This window comes from Neptunicella sp., from assembly GCF_048268085.1.
Taxonomy (GTDB): domain Bacteria; phylum Pseudomonadota; class Gammaproteobacteria; order Enterobacterales; family Alteromonadaceae; genus Neptunicella.
Map to the genome: position 1 here is coordinate 29,840 of NZ_JBLWWF010000021.1, position 25,534 is coordinate 55,373.

Below are 25,534 nucleotides of genomic sequence, written 5' to 3' on the forward strand. Positions count from 1 at the left end.
TGAACTTAACCCGCAATTATTCAGGATAGTGGTATCAAAGGCTTCTTCACTTTAATTACGCTACTGTGGTTCGTTACTGCCTCTGTTGGTATTGCGCAGGCTGATGTTTGGCATCAGGTGACTTTTCAACCCGAGCCCCATGAGCCATCGAGTGTAAAAATCATCGCTTACTTTGATTTGGATAAGGACGATTTTTTAACTCAAGTAAATCATCCTCAGTCGCTGCAAAATAACGTTATTGAATTACCCGTATCCCCGAATCAGACATTACCCTTTACGGTGGCAGCCAATCAGGTTTTACCCGCTGCATTGGCCAACCGTTTTCCTGATATACAAACCTTTAATCTCATTGGCGTTGGCCATCGTAGCCGCGGCAAATTAGAGATCCGTTCAAATGGGATTTATGCGGCCTATCGGGTTAATGGACATCGTTATTATCTGGAACCGGATTTAGTCAGCAGTCATTATCGCTTTTATGATGCCACAGAACAGCCACGCCAACCTTTTACTGAACAAGTGCGTGAACTGGCATTATCCCCGTTGAACATCAATAGGTCGGCTAAGCCACAGGTAGACGGAACCGTCAGACAATACCGACTGGCTATTGCTACCACCGGTGAATACAGTGCTAAATTCGGTTCTACTACAGAATCGGTACTGGCCGAACTGGCCACAGTGGTAAACCGCCTTAATCTGGTCTTTGAAGTCGATATGGGGGTGTCGTTTGCTCTGGTAGAGGGTAATGACCAACTTATTTTCCTTGATGCCGATACCGATCCTTTTGATAATAATACCGATGATATTGATAAGGTGGGTGGTATAATCGATCAAACGTTGGGCAACAGTAGCTATGATATTGGCCATGTGTTTACCACCAGTGGCGGGGGATTAGCTAGTCCCGGGGTAGTTTGCCGTTCTGCCAGCAAAGCTTTTGGTGTAACTGGGATCAATAACCCGCGTGGCGATCGTTTTTATATTGACTTTGTTGCCCATGAAATTGGTCATCAGCTGGGGGCTAATCACAGTTTTAACAGTGAATCTGGCAGTTGTGCAGGCAATCGGAGTTCCAGGAGTGCCTGGGAACCCGGCAGTGGTTCAACCATAATGGCCTATGCGGGAAGTTGTGATCCCGAAAATTTACAATCCCATTCCGATGATTATTTTCATATTGGTTCGGTACTGGAATACCGTCAACGTTTGACCAATGGATTGTCCGGAAATTGTGGACAAATTCTTTCCGGTACCAATGAAGCGCCTACCGCTGATGCAGGGCGTGATTATACAATTCCAGCCAATAGCCCTTTTGTACTCACTGCCATTGCTGATGATCCAGATAACGATAACTTGTTGTATAACTGGGAACAGTATTTCGTGGTAGGTAATGAGGATGGTCAAGATCCACGTCCTGTTGCTAGTACCAGTGCTACAGAAATGGCCACCGATGATGGCACCCGACCATTATTTCGCAGCTGGCCTCCGACAGACAGTACACAGCGTTATTTACCGCGTTTGCAGGATGTGCTTCAAGGCCCAGATGTAACAGTTAAAGGTGAAACCTATCCTACCACTGAACGCACGTTGCGTTTTCGCTTATCGGTCAGGGATAATCAAGGCGGCTTAGTTACCGATGAAACGTTAATTAGCGTGACCCCCTCTAGTGGTCCGGTGGTAGTCAATAAACCTGATGGCAATACCTTATGGGACAATGATTCCAGTTATGAGATTCAGTGGGATGTGGCCGATACGGATTTACCGCCAGTCAGTTGTCGTCAGATGGATGTGTGGTTATCGGTGGATGGAGGACAAAGTTTTCCGCTATTGATCGCCGAGCAGTTGGATAATAATGGTTCTGCCTTGTTGACTGGTCTGGTCGCGATAAGTACGGATAACGCCAGGCTGATGCTTAAGTGTCATGACAATATCTTTTATGCGCTAAATTCGTCTGCTTTTAAAATTAATATCACTGCTAATCAACCGCCTGTGGCGGTGGACGATAGCGTTACCGTGCAACAGGATTCAGTTAATAACCGTATTTCGGTACTCAATAATGATAGTGATCCTGATAGTGGTGATAAGCTGTCTATTGTCGCGGTTGAATATAACGGAACAGGCAGCGTGAGTATTGATAATGATGTTGTTGTCTATTCTCCTGCTAACGGATTTAGCGGTAATGACAGTATCGATTACCTAATCAGTGATTTACATGGCTTACAGACAACAGCAACCGTGCAGATTACCGTTGAGGCCAAAATCGTTACCCCTCCTTCTATTCCTGACACTAAAAGTAGCGGGGGCAGCGTGGACGTTGAATGGTTCATCATCGTTCTGTTGTTAGCTAATCTATTCAAGAGGCGCAAAGCACTATGCGCAGTTTAATCATATTGGTAAGTGTCTTGTTGAACGGCTGTTATTGTTGTGTCGAGCCGGCACAACCGTCAGATAATACATCGGCAGAGATGAATACGACGAACAGCCCGCTTTCCCTGCAAAATGTCGAACAACAGGCTGCCAGTGCAATTCAACGTGGGGATCTGGCGTTATGGATTGAGGCTCGCCGTGGCGTAAATGTATTGGGACTAGATCATGTTGATCCCAAGCTGGTTGAACAAGTCTGTGGATTGAAATATTTACCCTTAAGTGGTGATGTGTATCGTGCTCAAGAGCGTGAGCAGCGCCAACTGAATCGTCAATACGGATTAGAATACAATCAACGGGTGATTCCCCATTGCCTTAAAAAGCTCAATACGCCCTAGTTATTCAATTAAAATCCCCTTATTATCCAAAGGATTAGAATAACTAAAGGTTCATATATGTTTAACCCATCACTACCTCTTGTAGAATTGCATCGTCATTTAGATGGCAATATTCGTCCTGCCACAATTTGGGACTTGGCCCAACAACATCAAATAAAGGTGCCAGCCAATTCGTTGGATGAACTGATTCCGCTAACGCAAATTCAGGGACAAACCAGTGATTTACTGGAATTTTTAGCCAAGTTGGATTACGGCGTATCGGTGTTAGCCGATTTGGACGCTTGTTATCGAATTGCTTATGAGAATATGCAGGATGCTCAACAGCAAGGGCTGGATTATGTTGAGTTGCGTTTTTCACCGCATTATATGGCGATGGCATTTAATTTAGACATGCAAGGGGTGGTTGAAGCGGTAGATGCCGGTGTGAAGGCCGGAAGTCGTGATTTCGGGGTTAAAGCGAATTTAATTGGAATTTTAAGCCGCACCTTTGGGGTGGATAAGTGTCAGGCTGAATTGGATGCATTACTCGCGTGTAAAGAAAAAATCACCGCACTGGATTTGGCCGGTGATGAACTAGGGTATCCCGCACAATTATTTGAATCACATTTCAAACAGGCGCGCGATGCCGGCTGGAATATTACTGTGCATGCTGGTGAAGCCGATGGTCCGCAAAGTATCTGGAATGCCATTAATTTGCTCGGTGCAACGCGCATAGGTCATGGGGTCGCTGCGATTCGTGATGAAAAACTGATGGATTATATGGCTAAAAACCATATCGCGATTGAATCTTGTCCAACCTCTAATTATCACACCGGTACATTGAATGATATTGCCAGTCATCCAATGAAAACCTTTTTAGCCAATGACATACTGGTGACGTTAAGTACCGATGATCCTGCGGTATCTAACATTGATTTAGCCAATGAATATCGTGTCGCAAGTGAGGTAATAGGTTTTACGCAGCGACAGCTGGATACGATTCAATTGAATGGTTTAAAAGCTGCCTTTTTATCTGATGCTGAAAAAACCGCGTTACACAAGTCATAACCGCCAGGAACAACATCATGTTAGTCATCCCCAGCCACGAGATTGAATTTTTGGCGTATGACAATAGCTTGGCCGCTGATTTTAAAACAATTAACGAGCAATGGATCCGTGCCATGTTTGTATTGGAACCATCGGATCAATTGTCGCTAAATCAGCCTCAACAGCAAATTATTGATAGAGGTGGGCAGATTTACTTTGCCAACCATCCACAGTTGGGGGTGGTTGGCTGTTGTGCCTTAATGCCTAAAGAGGATGGGGCATTTGAGTTAACCAAAATGGGCGTACTGGACAGTGCCAGAGGATTAAAAGTGGGTGAGTTGTTGTTGCAATATGTGCTGCAACAGGCTCGTTTGTTACCGATTAAACGCCTTTTTTTGTTAACCAATAAAAAATGCCAAGCGGCCATTCATTTGTATGAGAAAAATGGCTTTATTCACGATAAGCAAGTGATGGAACAATACGGCAGCAGCTATCAACGCTGTAATGTGGCGATGAAATATCCGCCTATTTGGCAGGCTTAAACCATTTCTATTAAGTCATTGAACTCTCAGAATGCATCCAGCGGTTTTTGAACAAGGCGTCGTTATACAGAAATGGTATTAAATCTTCGCTTAAGTTTGCGATAAAAAAGCCCACTGCAAAGTGGGCTTGGTGTTTTTGGCGATGTAACTGGATTAGTAAAAGGATTTCTTAAATTCAATACCAACAACACGAGGTTCATTCATGATCCCGGTCAGGTTATTAAAATCAATGGCACCTTTTAAATTATCTTCATCGGTAATATTACGTCCGAATAACGCCACTTCGTACAAATGTTCGAAGTTTTCATAGCCAATTCTTAAACCACCTTCATAGTTACCGTCAGTTTTGAATTCAGCCGATTCATATAAGAACAAGTTTGTTTTACCCTGTTTGGCCCAATCGGTGTAAACATAAAACTCACCATTATCGCCAACTGGCACTGTGTAACGGGCAGAAACGTTTAAGGTTGAACGTGGGGCTTGCGGGAATGGATTACCATCGATATAAGCACGTCCGTCAGCATTCAGCGGATCCATCGGGGTACACATGCCCGACCCACATGGTGCTGCGACCAGATTATCATCTTTTATTTCGGTGTGGTTATAACCATAACCGGCAGTAATGGTCAGATAGTCGGTGGCTACCCATTCCAGATCCGTTTCAAAACCATATCCGACACCTTTATCGGCATTCACCAGTTGGGTTAAATTGGCTTCGCCACCAATCGCAGAAAACTGCATATCATTAACCTGATAGTAGAAAACCGCAGCATTGACACGTAATCGGTTATCGACCAAATCAGATTTTACGCCGAATTCGATTGAGTCTATGGTTTCTGAATCAGCAACCGAAGGCGCGGATTCAAACGCCACATCCCGTCCTTGTATGGTTTGTGCACGGAAACCACGAGCAAGACGAGTAAATAAACTGGTTTTATCGGTTACGCGATAATTAGCACTAAGCTCCCAGCTTATTTTACCGTCGTCGACGTTAATGGGGTCGTAATCCTGAATAGAGGCCGCGCCGATAACTAACGCAAAGCCGTCAACATTCTGGTCACCGACATTCAGTGATTTCTCGTCATGGGTATAACGAATTCCAGCGGTGACATTCAGTTTATCGTTTACATCATAAGAGGTTTGTCCAAATACCGCCCAGGTGGTATTGGCATGGGATACCGTGGTGGCGCCATAAAATCCGTCAATACTGGTGACATCAAAAGACGAATCAAAATAGAAAGCACCGACTTGCCAGCTCAAATCTTCGTCGGTATCTGATGCTAAACGAATTTCCTGAGTGAATTGTTCCAGATTTTTAAGCTGATCTTCGGTGACTGCATCAAAACCGCTCATACCGGGGAAACTGAGAGCAGGAGTTTCGCCCACACCATCTCCGTCGTTATCAACTAAAAAATATTCACTGCTTATACCATTAGGTACGGGAGTGTTGACATCCAAAGTAAAAACGCCACCATTTATATCACCTAAACTGTAGCCATCGGCTTTTTCGATAGCGGTAATCGAGGTAATGGTTTTATCACCAAAATCATAATCAACTTTTAGCGATGCGCCTGTGGTGTCATACCCTTGTGGGTTGTTATCACCCTTATCATAGTAAACCGTATCTCGATCATAACTGTCGTTTAACTCGTTACTTCCTTTGCTGAGGATATTGGCACGGAAAATAGACGAGGTACCATCGAGTGAACGATCATGAATGTTCAATAACGCGCTAAAATCATCATTGGGTTCAAACAATACTTGCAGACGTGCGGCTTTTTCGTCAAAGCCACCCATGGCATTCTTTTCACCGGTGTAGCCATTGTCAATCCAGTCATCGCGATCTTGGGATAATACCGAAAGACGGGCAGATACCGTGTCTGATAACGCACCACCCACAGCCCCTTCTAAATTAATCGTACCGTAACTGGCATAGCCTGCTTTTACATAAGCATCAAAACTTTGTGACGGCTTTACGGTGTCGAATTTAACAATCCCTGCGGTGGTATTACGGCCAAACAAGGTGCCTTGAGGACCGCGGATCACTTCAACGTTGGCGACATCAAATAACGGAAAACTTTTTAGTACCACGTTTTCCATTACGACTTCATCCATAATCACCGACACGGGTTGAGAAGCGGCGAGATCAAAATCGGTATTCCCTAAACCACGCATATAAAAGCGCGGAGCAACGCGACCGTTGGATGACTCTGCATATAAGCCGGGAACGCGGGTCGCTAGCGCTAGAATATCGTCACCGCCAGAAAACATGGCGTTAAAACGTTCGCCACTTAAGGTGGCGATGGAAATAGGAACTTCCTGTAGCGTTTGTGTGCGTTTTTGCGCGGTAACGGTAATTTGTTCAAGAGCAGGTTGTTTTTCAGTTGGGGTATCTGTCTCTTGCGCTGCCACCATGCTGACATTGGTTAACAGGGCAGTTTGAATGCTGATTGCAATTGCGGCTTTCTTCAATGTTTTCATTATCTGTACCAGTTGATGTGCCTAAGTGAGTTGAGTAGGGCGTTTGTTGATCATCTTTATTATGTGTAGTGCGATGATTTTCAATCCGCCACAACAAATGTGCATGACATTTGTTGTTTGCCATGAGGCACTCAAACATTTGAGTGCCTTTTGATACTAGCACCCAGCGCTAAAAATGAAACATTAACATCTAAAAATGAGGTGTTTAATCAGTAAAGATATTCAAACAAACAAAAGGATACTGGTCTAACCTTTAACCTTTGGTTAACAGTATGTCGGTATTGTTAACACGACTGGTTATTTGTTGAGGCTAATTTGGGTTTTACTGAGTATAATTTTCTTCTGTTTGTATAACGCACCAATGGCTTTTTTATAGGCATTTTTACTGACGTTAAATTGTTGATAAATGGCTTTGGCATCACTTTTATCGGTTAATTCAGATACCCCATTATTTTGTTGCAAATAGGCAAGAATTTGGCTGGTTAAATCCCCTCTGGCTGCTTGGTCGGTAAATTGAAAACATAAATCAATTTTGCCGTCATCCCGAATATTTTTAATATAGCCTGGCAGATTTTGACCAATGTAAATGGGTTTAAATACTTCATCTTTAAACAGTAACCCTAAATGAGTACCGTTAATTACCGCTTTATAGCCTAACTCGGTACGTCCTGAGATCAACAGATTAACTTGCTGTCTGGGTTCAAAGTCGATTGACTCTTCATGCAGGTAATTGTGTAATTTGCTAGAGGCGGCTATCCGGCCAGTTTGGCGGTCCTGATAGATATAGACGACATAACTGCGGCCTTCTTGCATCGGACTTTCCTGTTCGTTGCGAGGTACAAATAAATCTTTATCCAGACCCCAATCCATAAACGCACCAATAGCTTTAACGGCCACGACGTTCAAATAGACACATTGACCGACTTCAGCTTTAGCAATGGTGGAGCTGGCTACCAGTTGTCCATCGGCATCGTGGTAGACAAAAACATCTAACCAGTCACCTTGTTTGGCATTGGCAGGAAGGTGAGCGTTGGGTAACAGAACCTGATTTTGTTCGCTGTCACTAAGATAGACACCATAGGGTAGGGTATCGGTAATTTGTAAATGGTTGGTTTTGCCGATTTGCAACATAAAAGCCTCTTCTTCAGCTAATTTGAGTCCGGCTGAATAGTATAAAAAACGATTGGCTATATTCTATAACAGTACTGACGATAATACTGATACAAAGTAGTGGCTAATAGTAAATGAAATAGGACTTCCGTCAGACCTGCGGGTTGCATACCGCCAAGTGACAGTCCTCCAGCGGCTAATAAGGCGATAAACGCAGTATAAAAATGATAACCGGGTAGTTGTTGTTTTTTCAATGCGATGGCCACCAATAGCATACTAACGAGCAATGCGACGTCTTTTAGCAGATCGATATGCAAGGCATAACCCACCAGCGATATTGCCAACATAAAATAGTAAAGCGTCGTCGGTAAGCGGGATTGATTGATTTTAATCGCCAGTAACACGACAAATCCTACCATTCCAACATGGCCGGCTAATCGGCTAACTATCTGATGATACTGAACCACATCGGCTCCGGCATAACGTATTGCTCCCAATAGCGCGGCCATGGCAACAAGTAATACCGCAAGCCCGGCAAATTTTCCTCGCCAGTTCGATTGGGTTACTAATTCGATCGCGATAGAAATTGCCGTCACCGCTAGAATAAGTTCAGCGCCAGTGGCCAGGATGTGATCCGGAATAAACATAGAATTCCACATTGAAACAACAACTTAATCTATAACAACAGAATTGCTTTCAGGTTACAACCAATGCTTGTGGCCAGTGGTACAAATTGTCTAATCCATGTAGTCTATTTATTAAAATAAGTTCATGGTGCAAACAATGATGAGAGTCGCTCAAAACGTCGCCGAATTAATCGGCAATACTGATTTGCTAAGGATCCCGTCACTATCGGAATTATCGGGCAGTAATATTTATATCAAATGTGAATTCCAGAATCCTGGTGGTTCGATAAAAGATCGTGCAGCGTTGCAAATGGTGCAAGACGCACTAGAAAAAGGTGAACTCAAACCGGGTATGACCATTGTGGAAGGGACGGCGGGTAATACCGGTATCGGATTGTCGTTGGTGGCCAAAGCTTATGGTCTGGATTGCTTAGCGATAATGCCGAATGATCAGGCGCAAGAAAAGGAACGCATGATCAGCTTGTTTGGCGGTCAATTAAAAACGGTTCCCCCTTGTCCGTTTGCTAACCCCGATCATTTTTATCATCAGGCTCGTCGTTTAGCGGAGGATAATGCTCAATATTGGTGGGCGAATCAGTTTGAAAATTTAAGTAATTTTCGCGCACATTATCTGCATACCGGGCCAGAGATATGGCAACAAACAAAAGGTAATATTGATGTGTTTGTCTCAGTGGCTGGTACGGGGGGAACAATTGCCGGTAATTCCCGTTTTCTAAAACAGCAAAATCCCGATATCGAAGTGTGGTCGGTGGATCCTGACGGTTCGGGCATTTTTCATTTTTTACAGCATGGGGAATATAAAAATCAGGGCGGATCATTAACCGAAGGGATAGGCATCATGCGACTGGTGGATAACTTTAAACAAGCTCAAATTGATTATGCGCTGAATTTACCTGATAGTCAGGTACTGACAATTGCGCGCCATGTTCAACAGCATGACGGTATATTATTGGGGAGCAGTTCCGCTTTGAATGTGGCCGGCGCCTTTTTAGCCGCATTGCATCGTCCCGGCAAGAATATTGTGACATTTGCCTGTGATTTGGGTGAACGTTCGGCATCGAAACTTTATAATCCTGACTATCTAAAAAGTCGTGAACTCAGTGCCGCGTTTGATACTATCGCGGGACTGAAACAACATTATCTGGCTAACCCACAACTACCGGTTAAGGTTAGCTGGGGCAATTCTAATGTATAACAAGGTCGTGCAGTCATGCTGTTAAATTGTGATTTAGGTGAAAGTTTTGGCCGCTGGACGCTGGATAGTGAAAGTGCCGCTATGCCACATATCGACCAAGCCAATATTGCCTGTGGTTTTCATGCAGGAGATCCGGTTTCGATCAAAAACACCTTGGCACTGGCTAAACAACATAATGTCAGTGTAGGGGCGCATCCTTCCTATCCTGATTTACAAGGATTTGGCCGCCGCTCGATGCAATGTTCAGAACAGGAAATTATTGCCCTAATGCATTATCAAATTGCTGCATTGGAAGGGCTAGCCAGCTGCGCAGGGATACGAATTAGTTATGTTAAACCCCATGGAGCGCTATACAACGACATGATGAGCAGTAGTAATGTGCGCCAAGCGATGTTTAATGCGATTGCCAGTTATCACCGCCCGTTAACGTTAATGGTGCTAGCCACCGCCGATCAGGCGCAGGTTTTACAGCAAGCCAGAGATGCAGGGATCCAATTGTATTTTGAAGCCTTTGCTGATCGCTGTTATGACGACAATGGCCAATTGCTGTCGCGCAAGCATAATGGTGCGGTTCACAATGTTGAAAGAACGCTGCAGCAAGTAAAACAATTATGTGAGAAAGGCTCTGTCACTACTAACAGTGGAAAAATATTAGCGTTGAACGCTGATAGTTTATGTGTTCATGGTGATAATCCACAAGCCGTTGAGGCGTTAACTGCAATTCGAAAAATGGTTGAACAATGCAAATAAACATCGCCGGTGAAAATGCCGTTATTATCTATTTCGCTGAACAGCCAAGTGAAAAAGTGGTGGCACAAATCAGTGCAGCAGCAAAGTTGATAGAATCTGAATTATCCGAAATGATTGTAGACTTGGTACCATCTTATACATCGTTGATGGTGGTTTATGAGCAGAGCCAAGTTGGCATATTAGCCTTTTCGGACAAACTGCATCAGCTGCTTGAACAAGTGCAATCGGCTACCGAGTTAGCCGGAAAAAATGTGACCTTACCGGTTTATTACGGAACAGAGGTTGCAACCGATCTGGATCGTATGGTGCAACTGACGGAACTGGAACCACAGCAAATAATTGAGTTACACCAACAACACGTCTATTCGGTTTATGCCATCGGATTTGCGCCCGGATTTGCCTATTTGGGCATGCTGGATGAAAAAATTGCAGTACCCAGATTGGATACCCCCAGACTCAAGGTGCCTAAAGGCGCTGTTGCTATTGCTGAGCGTCAAACCGCGGTATATCCAGCAGAAAGCCCCGGTGGCTGGAATATTATTGGCCGTTGTGCGGTGTCCATGTTTGATCCGGCGGCGACACCGCCAATGCCGGTGAGTGTGGGGGATAAAGTGCAGTTTGAAGCGGTTTCTAAAGCGCAGTTTATACAATTCGGAGGACAGCTGTAGTGGCATTTGACGTTATCAATGCAGGCATGCACAGTTTAATTCAGGATAGTGGACGACAGGGAATGGCCCGGTTGGGGCTAACTCAGGGTGGGCCAATGGATCCTCTGTGTTTCTATTGGGCGAATAAACTTTGCGCCAATCCGATCAATACCAGTGCCATTGAGATGACCTATGGTGGTTTGCAGTTGCAAAGTCACATGGATTGTACGGTGGCTATTACCGGTGCACCTTTAAAAGTAACGCTGGATGATGAAACCATGCCGATGTGGAACAGTTTTACTATCAAAGCGGGCCAAAAGTTGGTGATAGGGCATCCTTCCAGAGGCGTGCGCAGTTATTTAGCGGTAGCGGGAGGATTCGACATTACCCCTCAATTTGGCAGCACTGCCACGGTAGTCCGAGAGAAAGTAGGTGGTTTGTCCGGTAACGCATTGGTTAAAGGGGATCGTTTATCAACCCGTGGTGAAGTCAAACCTCATTTGATGTTGCCATTTGCTTACCGGCCCAAGTTTTCTCAACAGGTTACTTTGCGACTGATCGGTGGCTATCAGCAGGACCTGTTTTCTGACCAACAAAAGAATCGTCTTTATCACAGTCAATACCGCGTGACGGAACAGTCTGATCGAATGGGAATTCGTTTGATGGGGGAAAAAGTGAGTGCAACGTCCCAACAATTGATTTCTGAGGGAATCGGCTTAGGTGCGGTGCAGTTTCCGCCTGATGGTCAACCTATTGTGATGATGAATGATCATCAGACTATTGGTGGCTATCCGAAAATGGGGTCGGTATTGTCAGTGGATTTGGCCTTGTTAGCTCAATGTCAACGAGGGGCAACAGTAAGTTTTGTGCCAATCGGTATCGAAGACGCTCAACGGGTTTTAGCCAATGAGTTTAAAAAACTTCAACAACAGATCATGGTACCAGTGTCATAAATTAAGTGATTAGATTATCATTCGCCAATTTGACCCGCCCCACCAATTTTGCAGGATTATGTGATGAGTATTGCGTATTTAAATGGTGAATTTATGCCTGTTGAACAGGCTCGAATTTCGCCACTGGATCGTGGATTTCTGTTTGGCGACGGAATTTACGAAGTGGTACCTTCCTATGCGGGACGCTTGGTTGGTTTTACTCCCCATATTGAACGTATGCAGCAAGGACTGGCCGCAATTGGTATTGAGTTGGACAGGTCAGTGCAGCAATGGCGTGAGCTGGTAGACAACTTGATTGAACGTAATGGTTGCGGCAACCTGGGCGTGTATATTCATGTCAGTCGTGGAGCGGATACCAAACGTTTTCATGCCTTTCCTGACAATATTGCTCCCACTGTTTTTATGTTTTGTTATGACATACCGCCAAGCCCTAGTACCGTTGCTGCGGAAACCAAAGGACTAAAAGTTAACAGTCAGCAAGATCTGCGTTGGCAGCGGTGTAACATAAAATCCACATCGTTATTGGGCAATGTGATGCATTTCCAACAGGGGTATGCCAATGGATTTAACGAAAGTTTGTTGTTTAACCGGCAGAACGAGTTAACCGAAGCCAGCAGTTGTAATGCCTACATCGTCAAAGACGGTGTGGTGCTCACCCCCGCGCTGGATAACCAAATACTACCGGGGATTACCCGTTTTATGCTGCTGGATATTTTGGCAAAAGAGGGCTCAATCAGGGTCGAACAACGAGCGATAAAACGTGATGAAGTGGTCGCGGCTGATGAAATTTGGCTAAGTAGTTCCAGTAAAGATATTGCGCCGGTTATTGCGCTGGATGGGAAACCGGTGGGAGCCGGACAAATCGGCCCAGTATGGGAAAAAGCGATTAAATTGTATAGCCAGCATAAATTTGATTATTAGGTAATATTGATGCAGTACAGAAGTCGTCCCGCGGAGGCCATTATTGATTTAAATGCCTTGCGTAATAATTATCGCCTTGCTCAAGCATGTACTCCGAATGCACAGGTCTTGGCTGTCGTCAAAGCCGATGCATATGGACATGGTGCGGTTCAAATTGCCAAAGCGTTGGAAGATCTGGTTCCGGCATTTGCGGTCGCCTGTATTGAAGAAGCGTTACAATTGCGTCAGGCCAATATTCGTCAACCCATATTATTATTGGAAGGTCCATTTGAGGTTGATGATCTGCATATAGCGGCTGAGCAACAATTCTGGCTTATGTTGGAAAACCCAACACAAATTGATATGGCACTGAACGCGCAAGTGAATGAAGCGTTAACGGTATGGTTAAAAGTGGATACGGGGATGCACCGCCTGGGATTGAGTGCTGAACAGCTTCGTAGTGGCTATCACAAACTCAAAGCCTGCCCACATATTGATGATGATATGGTGTTGACCAGCCATTTTTCCTGTGCGGATGAGTTGAATAATGATGCAACCAGTCAACAGATAAACCGGTTTGAATCGTTATTGAGTGAATTTCCCGGGCCTGCCAGTTTGGCCAATTCGGCCGCGATTATGGGCTGGCCAGCAGCACATAAAGAATGGAGTCGGGCTGGTATCATGTTATATGGCTCGTCGCCATTTGCTGATGCCCATCCTCAGGCTGACAAACTCAAACCAGTCATGACCTTGCAATCAAAAGTGATCTCTTTGCGTGAGGTTAAAAAAGGCGAGTGCGTTGGGTATGCTGCTCATTGGCAAGCGAACAGAGACTCGTTAATTGCCACAGTGGCGATGGGCTATGCCGACGGTTATCCGCGACATACTCCAAGTGGTACAACCCTGTTAGTAAATGGTCAGTCTGCAAAATTGGCGGGTCGGGTATCGATGGATATGCTGGGGGTAGATGTGACTGATATTGATTCGGTTAACATCGGTGATCCCGTTATTTTATGGGGTAGTGATCCGAGCATTAATAATATAGCGACAGCCGCTCAGACCATAAGCTATGAATTATTAACCGGCATCTCCAAACGGGTACCCAGAGTTTATATAGGATCCTGATAGTGTGGGCATTGTCGATGATTGCCGGATAATACCGGCAATCAACTTGTTCAGATTATCGGTTGTCACGATAAATAATACGGTTGCGTAATTGTGGATTGGCTATCTCTAGCTTCACGTCCCGGTAAAGAATAATATGCCCGTCGATGATAACCTGAGGACCAATTTCCAGTTCGGGTAGATTGTGGTTGTTACCCCAATTCCAGCCATCATTGTCACGTTTTTCAAATATCACATCACCTGAAATATGCGTGTCACCTTTGAGATTAATATCCCCATTTTTGCTACTTACATTAGCGCTGACGTTAGCGTCGTTTAAGTCAATATCACCATTTACCGTGTTGATTGCACCAATAGTGGCGCCCGATTCAATTTCAATATCACCATTAACACTTTCTATTGTTCCGGTTACGGTTAAATTGCGGCCACTGTTAATATCACCGTTAACCGTGTTTACCTCATGTAGTGTCACATTATCGTTAATTTTTATGTCACCATTAACCGAATCCACATTCTTCGCTGACGAGTGGCTGGACAGATTAATATCATCATTGACCGAACTTATATCCCCGTGTGTGCCAGAAATGTCTAAGTCCTCGTCGACATCGTAGTCTTGTTGATATTGGCCACCACCGACATGAATAACGCAGCCAGTTAGTATGGTTGATGACATTAACAAGGCGGAAATTAGTAAGGGACGAAAAATTGAATGACTCATAGTGCTCTCTTATTATAGTGAATATAAATCTGTTGTTGTCACAACAAACAGACTGGTTATAGACAGATTAAGCAAATCTTTTGCCATAGTGTAAATTATTGAATTTATTACAAATTCAATAATTTGCGAATGGTTTGATTAGGAATAAATACTAATAGTTGGTTAATCTGACAAATTCTATCGGTGATGGATACCGGTATACGTGAGGGGAAACATTTAAGCCTGAGATCATTGTTGTTTAAATGAACTCAGCAAGCGTTTGGCTAACTCTTCAACCGCTGGACCTGCGTCAGACTGCGCTGTTTTAATTAAATATAACGGTATCCGGTGGCGCATATCGGATGCCATATTTAAAACCACTAGCTGCCCGTTGTTAAGTTCGTCTGCAATACTGTCTTCGGGCAATTTAGCAAAGCCCAATCCGGCTTTGGCTGCTTTTATGCTGCTAGATATATGGGAAAAACTCCAACGTTGCTCAGAACCTAGCCAACCGGCATCCCGCTGTCTCTTGATGCCTGAATCCTTGATCACAATCTGGCGATATTGTTTCATATCGTCTTCGTGAATAGGTCTAGCTAATTTCACTAGCGGATGGTTCGGACTGGCCACATACTGCATATTGCTGTCACCCAGAGAAATCCCCATAAAGCCGGTTATCAGACTGGGAGTGAGGACAATATCGGCTTTGCGAAATAATACCGCCTCGTCAGTACCGGACAAAGTGGTTTCCAGCACGTTGATTCGTGGTTGGGGATGCTCACTCGAAAATTTATGTAAAGCGCAGAAAACTTTGTCGGTTGATACCAGCGCATCCATTGCCAGAGTTATTTCTGTCTCCCAACCACGGGCAAGGTAATTCGCTACGTTTTCAATTTGGGTAGCCTGCAACAGTAAATTGGTAGCATGCCGATAGAGTAACTTCCCGGCCTCGGTTAATACTGCTTTACGTCCTTCCGGCATTAACGCCCGAGCAGGTAACTGTTCTTCCATGCGAGAGATAATATAGCTGACACTGGATTGACTTTTATTTAATCGTTCAGCCGCTTTGGTAAATGAGCCTTCATCGACTACGGCTTTAAAGGTAGCCCATTGTTCTAAGGTAATTTTAGGTAACATAGGTTATTTCTATTTATCAAATAATTCGATTAATTGTAGCTAATATATCGTGCATTTGATTAAATTATAAGGATTAAAATACATCCATCAAAATTAATTGATTAACCTTTATTTATGGTGGAGTTAAAAATGAAACAGCAAATTTTATATGTTCAGTCGAGTATTTTTGGTGATAACGGTGTTTCTAGCGGGATTGCCAAAACGTTAATTGAAAAGTTATCAGCCAATCAAGAGTCTGAAGTAACCGAGCGTAATGTGTCTGCCAGTGAAATTCCACATTTTAATCTTGATACCATCAATGCCATTGGTGAAGGTAAGGCGGCATTAGCAGATGAGTTAATCGCAGAAGTACAAAAGGCAGATGTGATTGTTGTAGGGGCGCCGATGTATAACTTTGGTATACCTACCCAGTTAAAATCCTGGTTTGATCATATTGCACGTGCGGGGGTGACGTTTAAATACACCGAAACGGGTCCTCAAGGTTTATTAACCAATAAAAAAGTTTACGTTGTTACTGCCAGAGGTGGATTACATAAAGGCAACGGAACGGATCTGGATAGCCACTATCTCACTACTATATTTGGCTTTTTAGGTATTACAGACGTAGAGTTTATTTATGCCGAAGGGGTTAACCTTGGTGACGAAAGTCGAAGTAAAAGTATTGCTGCTGCAGAGCAACAAGTAACCGAATTGGTATAATCATTGACATAAAATAAGGTGAAACTAATGAGTCAGCTTCAAGTACAAGAACAAATGGTCGCTCGCCGCGCGTCAGATGGTGATGGCGTTAAACTGTTACGTGTTTTTGGTGGACCAAACTTGCAACGTTTTGATCCTTTTTTGATGCTGGATGAATTTGGTTCAGAGGAAGCGGCCGATTATATCGGTGGTTTTCCTCCTCATCCCCATCGAGGTTTTGAAACCGTGACTTATATGTTGCAAGGCAAAATGGAACATCGCGATCATATCGGTAATGTTGGATTACTCGAAGATGGCGGAGTGCAGTGGATGACGGCCGGTAAAGGTATTATTCATTCTGAGATGCCCAAGCAAACGGAAGGTCGAATGCACGGATTTCAGTTATGGGTAAACTTACCTGCGGAGCGAAAGATGATTCCGGCACAATATCAGGACATTGCAGCCGATGATATTCCATTCCAGCAGTTTGACGGTTTTAGTGTTAAGGCAATCGCGGGCCAAACGACCGTGAATGATATTGCGTTACAGGGCTTTTTTAGTATTGAGGATACTGAGGTGATTTATCTGGACATCAGTCTAGCGCCGCAGCAATCTGTTAGGACGCCGAAAAGCGACGACTTTAATGCGATGGTTTATTGCTATGAGGGCGATATCAGCATAGGTAAAGACGCTATTGGCAACAAAGCTAAAACATTAAGTTTGTTAAGCGGAGCAGGGGAAATAGTCGTCCAAAACAACAGTACTACAACGGCCCGTTTTTTGTTGCTAGCCGGTAAGCCTTTAAATCAGCCTATTGCACAATATGGTCCTTTTGTGATGAACGACCAACAGCAAATTGATCAGGCAATCCGCGATTATCAAAATGGAGTGTTAACGGAATAACCCTCCCGATTGACATTCAGATGACATCATAATCCTTCATCAAATCTCTGACATGTTGGCTGACACGATTTCGGCCATTATTTTTTGAGCGATACATGGCATCGTCTGCATCGGCTATCATCTTGTTTAATTTGTAACCGGATAGTTTTGCTGACGTGACGCCAAAACTGGCGCTGATATTAAATTGATATCCAGATTCCGAGGTGTTAATGAGTTCAATTGATTTACGGCATTGATGGGCGAAACTCATTCCCGAAATAATATTGCAGCCGGGCAAAATAACACAAAATTCCTCGCCGCCTAATCGGGCGAAAAGATCATTCTTGCGGCCGTGTTGCTTGCAAACTTCGATGGTTTTTTTCAATACCCAGTCACCACAGGCGTGACCTTTGGAATCATTAACCTGTTTAAAATTATCTAAATCAAATACGACACAGCAAATATCCTGTTCGGTATGGTCACAATAATCCAGTGCACTTTGCGCAAGTACTTTAAAGTGAGCGCGAGTGAAGATACCGGTAAGATCATCATATTCAGCCATATACTTTAATTTGTTTTGTTGAGATTTGATTCGGTAAGCCCAGCCGCTCAGCACAGTAGACGCTAAAATCAATAAGGAAATAAAGAGTCTGTTGTTATCGGCTTCTGCTTTGGAGAGAGTTTGTTGATATACAAGCAATCTGTTTTGATGATCTAATTGTTCAATTTTGTTTTGTTGCTCAATATACTGGGTTTGCCCCATCTGAAAGGCTAATTGCCGGGTCTGGACTTCATCCAGAAAAGCCTTATCTGCATTAGCATAATCAATATAATACTGCAGAGCATCCGCATAATTCTGTTGCTGTTGAGCAATTAAATACAATATTTTATAGGCTCGCACTTTGGATTCGGCATTCCCTAGCGATTGCCCTTTATTAAGCGCTTTATTGGCAAAGTCGCTGGCAGCGTCAATATTATTGAGTTGCCAATTTGTTTCGGCCAATAGTGAATAAAAATCTACAAGTATCTTGGTATAATGGGTCTGCTGGGTCGAAAGTAAATTGCTTTGTAGCAGCTTAAGTGCTTTATCATACATCTCTTTTTTAAGCATCAGCTTGGCAATGATAATTTGTATCTCACCCATAATCAGCCTTTCATCGGCTTGTTCACAAAGCGCTAATGCATCTGATACTTCAGACGAAAATTGGGTAATGCGATGTAATGCCAATTTGGCTTCAACTATTAACTTGGATGCAAAGCATTGATTTCGTTTAGTTGACGCAATTTCAGCAAGGTGTGTTGAGTAATCTAAACCGAGCTCATACTTCCCAAGGATATTGTAAAAAAGAGCAATTGATATTAATGCCACTTGCCGGACATTGTTGTCTTTTATCTTTGGTAATGTATTCAACACCGATAAAAAATGGGGCATTGCGGCATGCCACTCTTCAGCAATAGCTAAAATATTAACGAGCGTTGCATTAGCTCTAAAATTTAATTCATCGCTAACATCCGAATTGGCTATAGCTTTAAATTGTGCCGCAGCTTCTTTTATATTGCCTGAATAGGCGGTTTGATAAGCTAACAGATAATCCAGATACTGTTGTTGAGGGCCAGATAGTTGCTCGCGTTTTTGGCTTAGCTCAGCTAATAATGTGTCAAACTGAACAGAGTCTCTACTGCGGATGTCATCGGCCTGCTGTAATATTTCATCAACGGAATAATATTCGTCAGCCGCTAATGGGCTGACGAATATAAATAGACCAACTAAAAGAAATGTTAGCTTTAGGTTACAGCTGCTTTTCATAATAATAATGTCGCATTACCTTCTAGCTAACCAGAGCAGACTCTAGCTACAGATATCAGCAGTCTGAACATCAATTTGGCTTGGTGTATCGCCGTCATCATCATCATCTTCATCAGGAGTGCCGATCATCATGGTCATTTTTGTGGCGACATTCAGTTGTTGCTGCAAACTGCTTTTATCGCGATTTAACAGCGCTTGTTGCAATTCAGCCGATAGGCCGGACTGTTGAATGGCCTGGGCAAACTGAGCTTGATCTTGCAGATTGGCATCAATACCGATTTTTTCCAGTAGTTGAATAACGTTAGACATAAGTGTTCCTTTTTTGTTTAGGTTTATTGACTACTTAGCGTTGATAACAACTTATCCGAGTTTCGAAATATCCGGGTCATTCTACCGTTGTTTTGTCTAATTCTGCCAATCTTTTCATGACCTTTTCATTTTTAATCATGGCTATCGCGGGGGGAATAACTAAGGTAGTCGCCTGAGTAATGTCGGCATCAACCAAATCCGCCAATGAAATCACTTGTTTTCTAACTTTATCAATAGGTAACACCGCTGCTTCATAGAGGATCACCTGATGCTCTGGCGGATAATGTTGATATAATTGCTCTATTAAAATCTGTCGATAGGCTTTGCCCGTCGCATAGCGGGTGAGTTTTCTGTCACCGGCGACGGCCAGTTGCCACAAAATCAGATAACCGGCAGGATCGATAATGCGTTGATAGAACATCAGCTGACTGGTTTCAAAATGCTGGCAGCCAAACTTACCCGGATCAATCCGTAAATCTGCATACAAACAGTCTTCGGCAGAGATACCGGCTTCTATTTGAGCCGGGAAGTTTTCTTGCTCGGCAACTTCAATCACATCGCCGGCCACGCGGGCAAATACGCAAGGGTGACCATAAAAAGCGGCAACCACTTTTTTACCTGCGCGTACTTCTGTCATGATCGCTTCGACCATTTGTTTGTAGGTGTCATAGCGTGACTTACCTTCGGCATAGTAACTTTGTAAGCTGCGTACATCCGGGTTCATTTCGGTTACCCACATTTCGAATAAGCTATCAGCGGCCGCGCAAAATACCACATCAGCTTGCTCAATATGACTTTTACAAATGGGGCTGATATGCGCACCTAACTTCATCCCTAACCCAACACAGGTGATACTTGCTGACATGCTCTTTCCTTATTATCAATAAGTTGATTTTAATTACCCATTCAAACGGGTTTAACGTTATATTAAAACGGTAATATATTGAACTTAAAGGCGATTAAACAGGTTTATGTTGGAATATAACAGACTAACTCCTCATCAGTTGTCGGCCAAACCCAGCCGCAGATTAATTAATCAGGCATTAAAAGATGATAACGCCTTGAGTGCGACCTTTATCGGTCAGGACAGAGCCAGAACCGCGCTCGATTTTGGCTTGGGTATTGATGCCAGCGGCTATAATTTATATGTAATGGGCGAACCGGCAACAGGTCGTTTTACCTTAGTCGATGAATATATCACCAAGCATGTAAATACCCTATCGACGCCCGATGACTGGTGTTATATCAATAATTTTGATGATGAACGTGAGCCGGTAGCGATTCGTTTATCTGCGGGGGAAAGCAAGAAACTGTCTACCGAAATGGATTCATTAATTGATGAAATATTAGATACGTTTCCGGCCGCTTATGATAATCCCGGTTATCAGCGGAAGAAAGCCAGTATTAATCGCCAGTTTGATCAAAAATATGAAAAAGTGATCGAAGAGCTGGAAATTTTTGCACAAAATAACCAGGTCGCCTTATACGAAGAAAACAACAGTATTAGTTTTTCCCCGATTATTGATGGTAAACCCATTAATGATGAAGATTTTAGTCAAATGTCAGACGAGCAGCGTCAGCATTTTTATCAACTTATTGATCAACTGGAAAATCGTCTAAGCGAAAAGCTTATTGAGTTGCCTCAATGGAAAAGGGAAACATCGGAACAAATTCGTCAACTTAAACGGGAAACAGCGGAGCAGGGTATTAAACCCATACTGAAACAACTCGAACATAAATATGCAGGCGAGTTAGGTATTGTTAAGTTTTTGCATCAGTTAAAGCCCCATTTAATTGACACCGTAATGGAGATCCTGACTGAACAGAGCAAGGATGATAAACAGGATGAATATGATCGACGGGCGATTTTAGAAGAGCAATATTCACCAAACGTACTCATTTCACACCAAATTAATAGCGGTGCGCCGGTCATCTATGAGGCTAATCCTACTTACCAGAACCTATTTGGGCGTATTGAATACACCAGTATGCAAGGGTCGGTATATACCAATTATCGGATGATTCGAGCGGGGGCCGTGCATCGTGCAAATGGCGGTTATTTGCTGCTTGATGCAGATAAAATGATTCAACAGCCTTATGTTTGGGAAACCCTGAAACTGGCATTGAAACGAGGGGAAATGAAAATGGAGTTTCCCCAACAGGATGTGGGGATGGTCAATTCGATGACTTTAAATCCCCAATCAATTCCGATTCAAATTAAAGTTGTGCTGCTAGGCTCCCGTGATCTGTACTATAACCTGCAAGATTATGATGATGAGTTTGATGAATTATTTCGTGTGTTAGTGGATTTTGACTATGAAATTCCACTAGATAGAACCACCTTATTTGATTTTGTGGGACGGGTGCGTAGTCAAATTTATGCCATTGATTTGGCAGGGATCTCCACCAAAGCCATGTATCGGTTAGTGGAACATGGTTTACGTTTAGCAGAACATCAACACCGTTTGTCGGCTCGCTTTGCCGATATTATTGAATTGCTTAATGAAGCCAAATATTTTTGTCTACAGGCGCAAACTAGCACGTTGGACGCGGTCCATATTGAAGCGGCACTGGATGCCAAGACGTTACGTAGTGGTCGCATTAGCCAGTCATTGCTAGATGATATTAAAGAAGGCCAAATTCTGATCGCGACCAATGGTGAAGCGGTAGGCAAAGTGAATGGACTTACGGTCTTGGAAATCGGTGATAGCGTATTTGGAACCCCTGCCAGAATCACTTCAACGGTTTATGTGGGAGCGAACGGGGTCGTGGATATTGAGCGGGAAGTGGAGCTGGGCAAGTCCATTCACTCTAAAGGTGTCATGCTTTTAAGTGGCTATTTAGGCCATAAATATGCCCAGTTATTTCCATTAACCTTATCGGCCAATATTGCCTTGGAACAATCATATGGACATATCGATGGTGACAGTGCGTCGTTAGGAGAATTGATTGCCCTAATCTCGGCATTGACGGAAATTCCGGTTAAACAGAATCTGGCGGTTACCGGCTCCATCAACCAATATGGTGAGGTGCAAAGTGTTGGTGGCGTAAATGAAAAAATTGAAGGCTTTTTTAAACTCTGCGTGCATCGTGGGCTAACCGGTGAGCAAGGCGTTGTTATCCCTAAATCGAATCAAATTAACCTGATGCTGGATAAAGAGGTGATCGAAGCGGTAAAACGTAATCAATTTCATATTTATACGGTAGATAATGTCGATCAGGCCCTGGAAGTACTCATGGGCAAAGAAGCCGGACAAATTTCCAGTCGGGGGCGTTATCCTAAAAATAGCGTTAATTACGCCGCGGTTAGGCGCTTGTTAGCCATTGCGAGTATCGTAAATGGTACCGATGAAGATTGAACTGATGGGCGATGAGTGACAGGTTTTGAACCACAGACTGACTATTATTGGCTGCCAATTGCGATGTTCTCTGTATTTCCTTCGGCTCTGGGATTAATACGAATGAAATCTACAATTTTTGCTGTTGGCGCTTTAATCCCAGTGCTATGACTAGTCCTGCTGCTGCAATCAACCAAATGATACAGTCACCAAAACGTCGATAGGGCGTATTACTGCGAACATTTTCGACTTGGCTGGTTAGACTCGTTTCAACAAATTGAGGGGCTTTGGCAATAATCTCCCCACGATGATCGATAAACGCCGTAATACCGTTATTGGTCGCCCGTAATACCGGTAAAGCAAATTCTTTGGCACGCACTCTGGCTATTTCTAAATGTTGATGTGGACCGTGAGAGTCTCCAAACCACGCATCATTACTCAAGGTTAAAATAAAGTCGCTATCCTGATGCAAGTTGGCGCGAATTTGCTCAGGTAACACAATTTCGTAGCACAACGCGGGAACAAGATGATAGCCATTGGATTGCAAATTAGGCTGCTGATAAGCCCCACGACTAAAGGAAGACATGGGTAAATCGAAAATAGGGGCTAATCCCCGTAGCCATTTTTCCAACGGAATAAATTCACCAATAGGTAGCAAATGGTGTTTAGCATAGCGATTGCCATGATTATATTGATAATGACCTTGGTCATCCCCTTTGCTGACGCTACCTAAGCTAATAATACCGTTGTAGGCTTGATTGGTTTCAAAATTATAATTCAGGATGCCAGTGATTAAACCGGTGTGAGATTGTGCCGCGTCATTATCCAGTGTATGCAAATAATCCAGTGCCAGAGGTTCAAGTTTGGGAATCGCAGCTTCGGGCCAAATGATAATATCGCTATCCATTAAGGGTTGGCTTAACCGCTGATACATTTGCATGGTCGGCCAGTCTTGTTCTGGAACCCAACGCAAGCTTTGATGAATATTGCCTTGTATCATGCTGATTTTGACATCATTTTTATAGTCGCTAGCCCAATCTATTTGATTCAATACCAGCCCTGCTAACAGGCTGGTTATCCAAATAGAGGCAGTAGCCACATATTGCTTTTTAGGTAACCAGATAGCGGCACAGGTCGCCATCAGTATGATTATCACGCTGGTACCGGTTTGACCCAAAACCGGCAACCAACCCGCTAACGGACCATCGATTTGGCTATAGCCTAATGATAACCAAGGGAAACCGGTTAAGATCCAGCCACGTAATGCTTCACTGCTTAACCATAAACCCGGCGCGATTAGCGGCCAGTATTTGGGCTGACAATAGCGGCCGAGTATTTTGCTAAACAGCGCTGGGTAAATGGCTAGATAACCGCACAGTAACAACATTAAGCCCAGCGAAAAGACAATGGGCAAGCCACCATATTGGGCGATACTTACGTGGACCCAGCTGATCCCGGCACCAAACCAGCCCAGACCAAACCACCAGCCTAACCAGCCTTGTTTAATATTGCCCTGATTTAATAAATACAGGAACGCTCCCAGCGCAATAGGTGTGATATACCACTGTGAAAACGGAGCGAAACTAAAAGTGAGACTGACGCCACACAGCAGGGACAGTAGATAATTTTTCATTAACGACTAACTGTCATCCTGTTCTGATTGACTATCTTTGCTGCGGGTCACTTTTAATTGGATTAAGCGACGTTTATCCGCATTGGTAATTTTGAACTCAAAACCATTAATGGTGATTTCTTCATCACGTTCAGGCATATGACCAAAAGCATTTAGCACAATACCACCGATTGTATCGGCTTCTTCTTCATCAAAATCGGTATTGAAGTAGTCATTAAAATCATCCACTTCGGTTAATGCTCTAACCGTATAGGTGTTTTTATTTAATGGCCGAATATCTTCGCTATTGCTTTCATCATCATCATGTTCGTCTTCTATTTCACCGACAATTTCTTCCAGAATATCTTCAATGGTGACAAGGCCGGAAACACCACCATATTCATCAACCACAATAGCCATATGGTAGCGTTTTTGACGAAACTCTTTGAGAAGGACATCTACTCTTTTACTTTCCGGTACGATTACCGCAGGACGTAAAATATCTTTGAGGACGACTTTACGATCAGCACAAAATGCGTATTCGAGTAAATCTTTGGCTAACAAGATCCCTTCAATATGATCTTTATCTTCACTGATTATGGGAAAGCGGGAGTGGGCAGAGTCGAGTAGAATAGGTAAAAACTCTTCGACCGTTTCATTAATATTGATTGTTACCATCTGTGCACGGGGGATCATGATATCCCGAACTTTCATTTCGGCAACATCCAGTACACCTTCGATCATTTCTCGTGTACCGGGATTAATGACTTCACGTTGTTCTGCGTCGGTAATGACTTCAACCAGTTGCTCTCTATTTTGCGGTTCTCCGGTAAAAGTCTGTACAAATTTGTCCAGCCAGCCTTTTGAAGAACCGTTACTAGAGTGGGGGTTGTCTTCGCTCATAAATTCCTAATTTTACTGACATTTTCTGTCAGTATTGCCTTA

23 protein-coding genes are annotated in these 25,534 nt (G+C 43.5%); 13 read left to right on the forward strand and 10 right to left on the reverse strand.

Annotated features, from left to right (window positions below):
* Positions 1 to 117: 117 nt before the first annotated feature.
* From ACTD55_RS15730 to ACTD55_RS15745, 4 genes are read left to right on the forward strand one after another with little or no spacing between them, the layout of a single operon-like run.
* On the forward strand, positions 118 to 2,376 hold the full coding sequence (locus ACTD55_RS15730) for a reprolysin-like metallopeptidase (protein WP_438865287.1): 2,259 nt from the start codon (positions 118 to 120) through the stop codon (positions 2,374 to 2,376).
* The gene (locus tag ACTD55_RS15735) at positions 2,364 to 2,753 is read left to right on the forward strand and encodes a hypothetical protein (RefSeq protein WP_438865288.1); all 390 of its coding nucleotides are present in this window, start codon (positions 2,364 to 2,366) and stop codon (positions 2,751 to 2,753) included. The genes ACTD55_RS15730 and ACTD55_RS15735 overlap by 13 nt, the downstream gene beginning before the upstream one ends.
* Before the next feature lie 57 nt (positions 2,754 to 2,810).
* On the forward strand, positions 2,811 to 3,800 hold the full coding sequence (gene add / locus ACTD55_RS15740) for an adenosine deaminase (protein WP_438865289.1): 990 nt from the start codon (positions 2,811 to 2,813) through the stop codon (positions 3,798 to 3,800).
* 17 nt (positions 3,801 to 3,817) lie between these two features.
* The gene (locus ACTD55_RS15745; protein WP_438865290.1) at positions 3,818 to 4,321 is read left to right on the forward strand and encodes a GNAT family N-acetyltransferase; all 504 of its coding nucleotides are present in this window, start codon (positions 3,818 to 3,820) and stop codon (positions 4,319 to 4,321) included.
* A 153-nt stretch (positions 4,322 to 4,474) separates the two neighbouring features.
* On the opposite strand, the gene ACTD55_RS15750 is transcribed toward ACTD55_RS15745, so the two are convergent.
* The 3 genes from ACTD55_RS15750 to ACTD55_RS15760 form a co-directional block, all read right to left on the reverse strand.
* Positions 4,475 to 6,802, reverse strand: a complete 2,328-nt coding sequence (locus tag ACTD55_RS15750; protein ID WP_438865291.1) for a TonB-dependent receptor — start codon at positions 6,800 to 6,802, stop codon at positions 4,475 to 4,477.
* A 297-nt stretch (positions 6,803 to 7,099) separates the two neighbouring features.
* A complete protein-coding gene (locus tag ACTD55_RS15755) occupies positions 7,100 to 7,933 on the reverse strand; it encodes a CvfB family protein (protein ID WP_438865292.1) in 834 nt (277 codons plus the stop codon).
* Positions 7,934 to 7,989: 56 nt separating this feature from the next.
* The gene (locus tag ACTD55_RS15760; protein WP_438865293.1) at positions 7,990 to 8,571 is read right to left on the reverse strand and encodes a hypothetical protein; all 582 of its coding nucleotides are present in this window, start codon (positions 8,569 to 8,571) and stop codon (positions 7,990 to 7,992) included.
* A gap of 127 nt (positions 8,572 to 8,698) precedes the next feature.
* Here ACTD55_RS15760 and ACTD55_RS15765 point away from each other — a divergent pair, with 127 nt between their 5' ends.
* The 6 genes from ACTD55_RS15765 to alr all read left to right on the forward strand — a co-directional run bounded on the left by ACTD55_RS15765 (position 8,699) and on the right by alr (position 14,129).
* Positions 8,699 to 9,754, forward strand: coding sequence for a cysteine synthase A (locus tag ACTD55_RS15765; protein ID WP_438865326.1), 1,056 nt, complete (start codon positions 8,699 to 8,701; stop codon positions 9,752 to 9,754).
* Between the two features lie 15 nt (positions 9,755 to 9,769).
* Positions 9,770 to 10,504, forward strand: a complete 735-nt coding sequence (locus ACTD55_RS15770) for a 5-oxoprolinase subunit PxpA (RefSeq protein WP_438865294.1) — start codon at positions 9,770 to 9,772, stop codon at positions 10,502 to 10,504.
* The gene (gene pxpB, locus ACTD55_RS15775) at positions 10,495 to 11,172 is read left to right on the forward strand and encodes a 5-oxoprolinase subunit PxpB (RefSeq protein ID WP_438865295.1); all 678 of its coding nucleotides are present in this window, start codon (positions 10,495 to 10,497) and stop codon (positions 11,170 to 11,172) included. The genes ACTD55_RS15770 and pxpB overlap by 10 nt, the downstream gene beginning before the upstream one ends.
* Positions 11,172 to 12,104, forward strand: coding sequence for a biotin-dependent carboxyltransferase family protein (locus ACTD55_RS15780; RefSeq protein ID WP_438865296.1), 933 nt, complete (start codon positions 11,172 to 11,174; stop codon positions 12,102 to 12,104). The genes pxpB and ACTD55_RS15780 overlap by 1 nt, the downstream gene beginning before the upstream one ends.
* 63 nt (positions 12,105 to 12,167) lie before the next feature.
* Positions 12,168 to 13,025 (forward strand): aminotransferase class IV, encoded by an 858-nt coding sequence (locus tag ACTD55_RS15785; RefSeq protein ID WP_438865297.1) that lies wholly within the window; start codon positions 12,168 to 12,170, stop codon positions 13,023 to 13,025.
* Between the two features lie 9 nt (positions 13,026 to 13,034).
* On the forward strand, positions 13,035 to 14,129 hold the full coding sequence (gene alr / locus ACTD55_RS15790; RefSeq protein ID WP_438865298.1) for an alanine racemase: 1,095 nt from the start codon (positions 13,035 to 13,037) through the stop codon (positions 14,127 to 14,129).
* A gap of 55 nt (positions 14,130 to 14,184) precedes the next feature.
* Here the strand turns inward: alr and ACTD55_RS15795 are convergent, their stop codons facing one another.
* Complete coding sequence (locus tag ACTD55_RS15795) at positions 14,185 to 14,847, reverse strand: hypothetical protein (RefSeq protein WP_438865299.1); 663 nt, start codon at positions 14,845 to 14,847, stop codon at positions 14,185 to 14,187.
* A 228-nt stretch (positions 14,848 to 15,075) separates the two neighbouring features.
* Positions 15,076 to 15,963: a LysR family transcriptional regulator gene (locus ACTD55_RS15800; protein WP_438865300.1), complete on the reverse strand. Its 888-nt coding sequence runs from the start codon at positions 15,961 to 15,963 to the stop codon at positions 15,076 to 15,078.
* Between the two features lie 129 nt (positions 15,964 to 16,092).
* On the opposite strand from ACTD55_RS15800, the gene ACTD55_RS15805 reads away from it, so the two are divergent.
* Both ACTD55_RS15805 and ACTD55_RS15810 read left to right on the forward strand, forming a co-directional pair.
* Complete coding sequence (locus ACTD55_RS15805; RefSeq protein WP_438865301.1) at positions 16,093 to 16,662, forward strand: FMN-dependent NADH-azoreductase; 570 nt, start codon at positions 16,093 to 16,095, stop codon at positions 16,660 to 16,662.
* A gap of 27 nt (positions 16,663 to 16,689) precedes the next feature.
* The gene (locus tag ACTD55_RS15810; protein WP_438865302.1) at positions 16,690 to 17,544 is read left to right on the forward strand and encodes a pirin family protein; all 855 of its coding nucleotides are present in this window, start codon (positions 16,690 to 16,692) and stop codon (positions 17,542 to 17,544) included.
* A gap of 16 nt (positions 17,545 to 17,560) precedes the next feature.
* Here the strand turns inward: ACTD55_RS15810 and ACTD55_RS15815 are convergent, their stop codons facing one another.
* From ACTD55_RS15815 to ACTD55_RS15825, 3 genes are all read right to left on the reverse strand, one after another.
* Positions 17,561 to 19,330, reverse strand: a complete 1,770-nt coding sequence (locus tag ACTD55_RS15815; protein WP_438865303.1) for a tetratricopeptide repeat-containing diguanylate cyclase — start codon at positions 19,328 to 19,330, stop codon at positions 17,561 to 17,563.
* 42 nt (positions 19,331 to 19,372) lie between these two features.
* The gene (locus ACTD55_RS15820) at positions 19,373 to 19,639 is read right to left on the reverse strand and encodes a hypothetical protein (protein ID WP_438865304.1); all 267 of its coding nucleotides are present in this window, start codon (positions 19,637 to 19,639) and stop codon (positions 19,373 to 19,375) included.
* Positions 19,640 to 19,715: 76 nt separating this feature from the next.
* The gene (locus ACTD55_RS15825) at positions 19,716 to 20,504 is read right to left on the reverse strand and encodes an SAM-dependent methyltransferase (RefSeq protein ID WP_438865305.1); all 789 of its coding nucleotides are present in this window, start codon (positions 20,502 to 20,504) and stop codon (positions 19,716 to 19,718) included.
* A gap of 106 nt (positions 20,505 to 20,610) precedes the next feature.
* Between ACTD55_RS15825 and ACTD55_RS15830 the strand changes: the two genes are divergently transcribed.
* On the forward strand, positions 20,611 to 22,998 hold the full coding sequence (locus tag ACTD55_RS15830) for a Lon protease family protein (protein WP_438865306.1): 2,388 nt from the start codon (positions 20,611 to 20,613) through the stop codon (positions 22,996 to 22,998).
* 109 nt (positions 22,999 to 23,107) lie between these two features.
* Here ACTD55_RS15830 and lnt read toward each other — a convergent pair whose 3' ends face one another.
* Positions 23,108 to 24,610: an apolipoprotein N-acyltransferase gene (gene lnt, locus ACTD55_RS15835; protein WP_438865307.1), complete on the reverse strand. Its 1,503-nt coding sequence runs from the start codon at positions 24,608 to 24,610 to the stop codon at positions 23,108 to 23,110.
* Positions 24,611 to 24,616: 6 nt separating this feature from the next.
* Positions 24,617 to 25,492 (reverse strand): CNNM family magnesium/cobalt transport protein CorC, encoded by an 876-nt coding sequence (gene corC, locus ACTD55_RS15840; RefSeq protein ID WP_438865308.1) that lies wholly within the window; start codon positions 25,490 to 25,492, stop codon positions 24,617 to 24,619.
* Between the last annotated feature and the right edge of the window lie 42 nt (positions 25,493 to 25,534).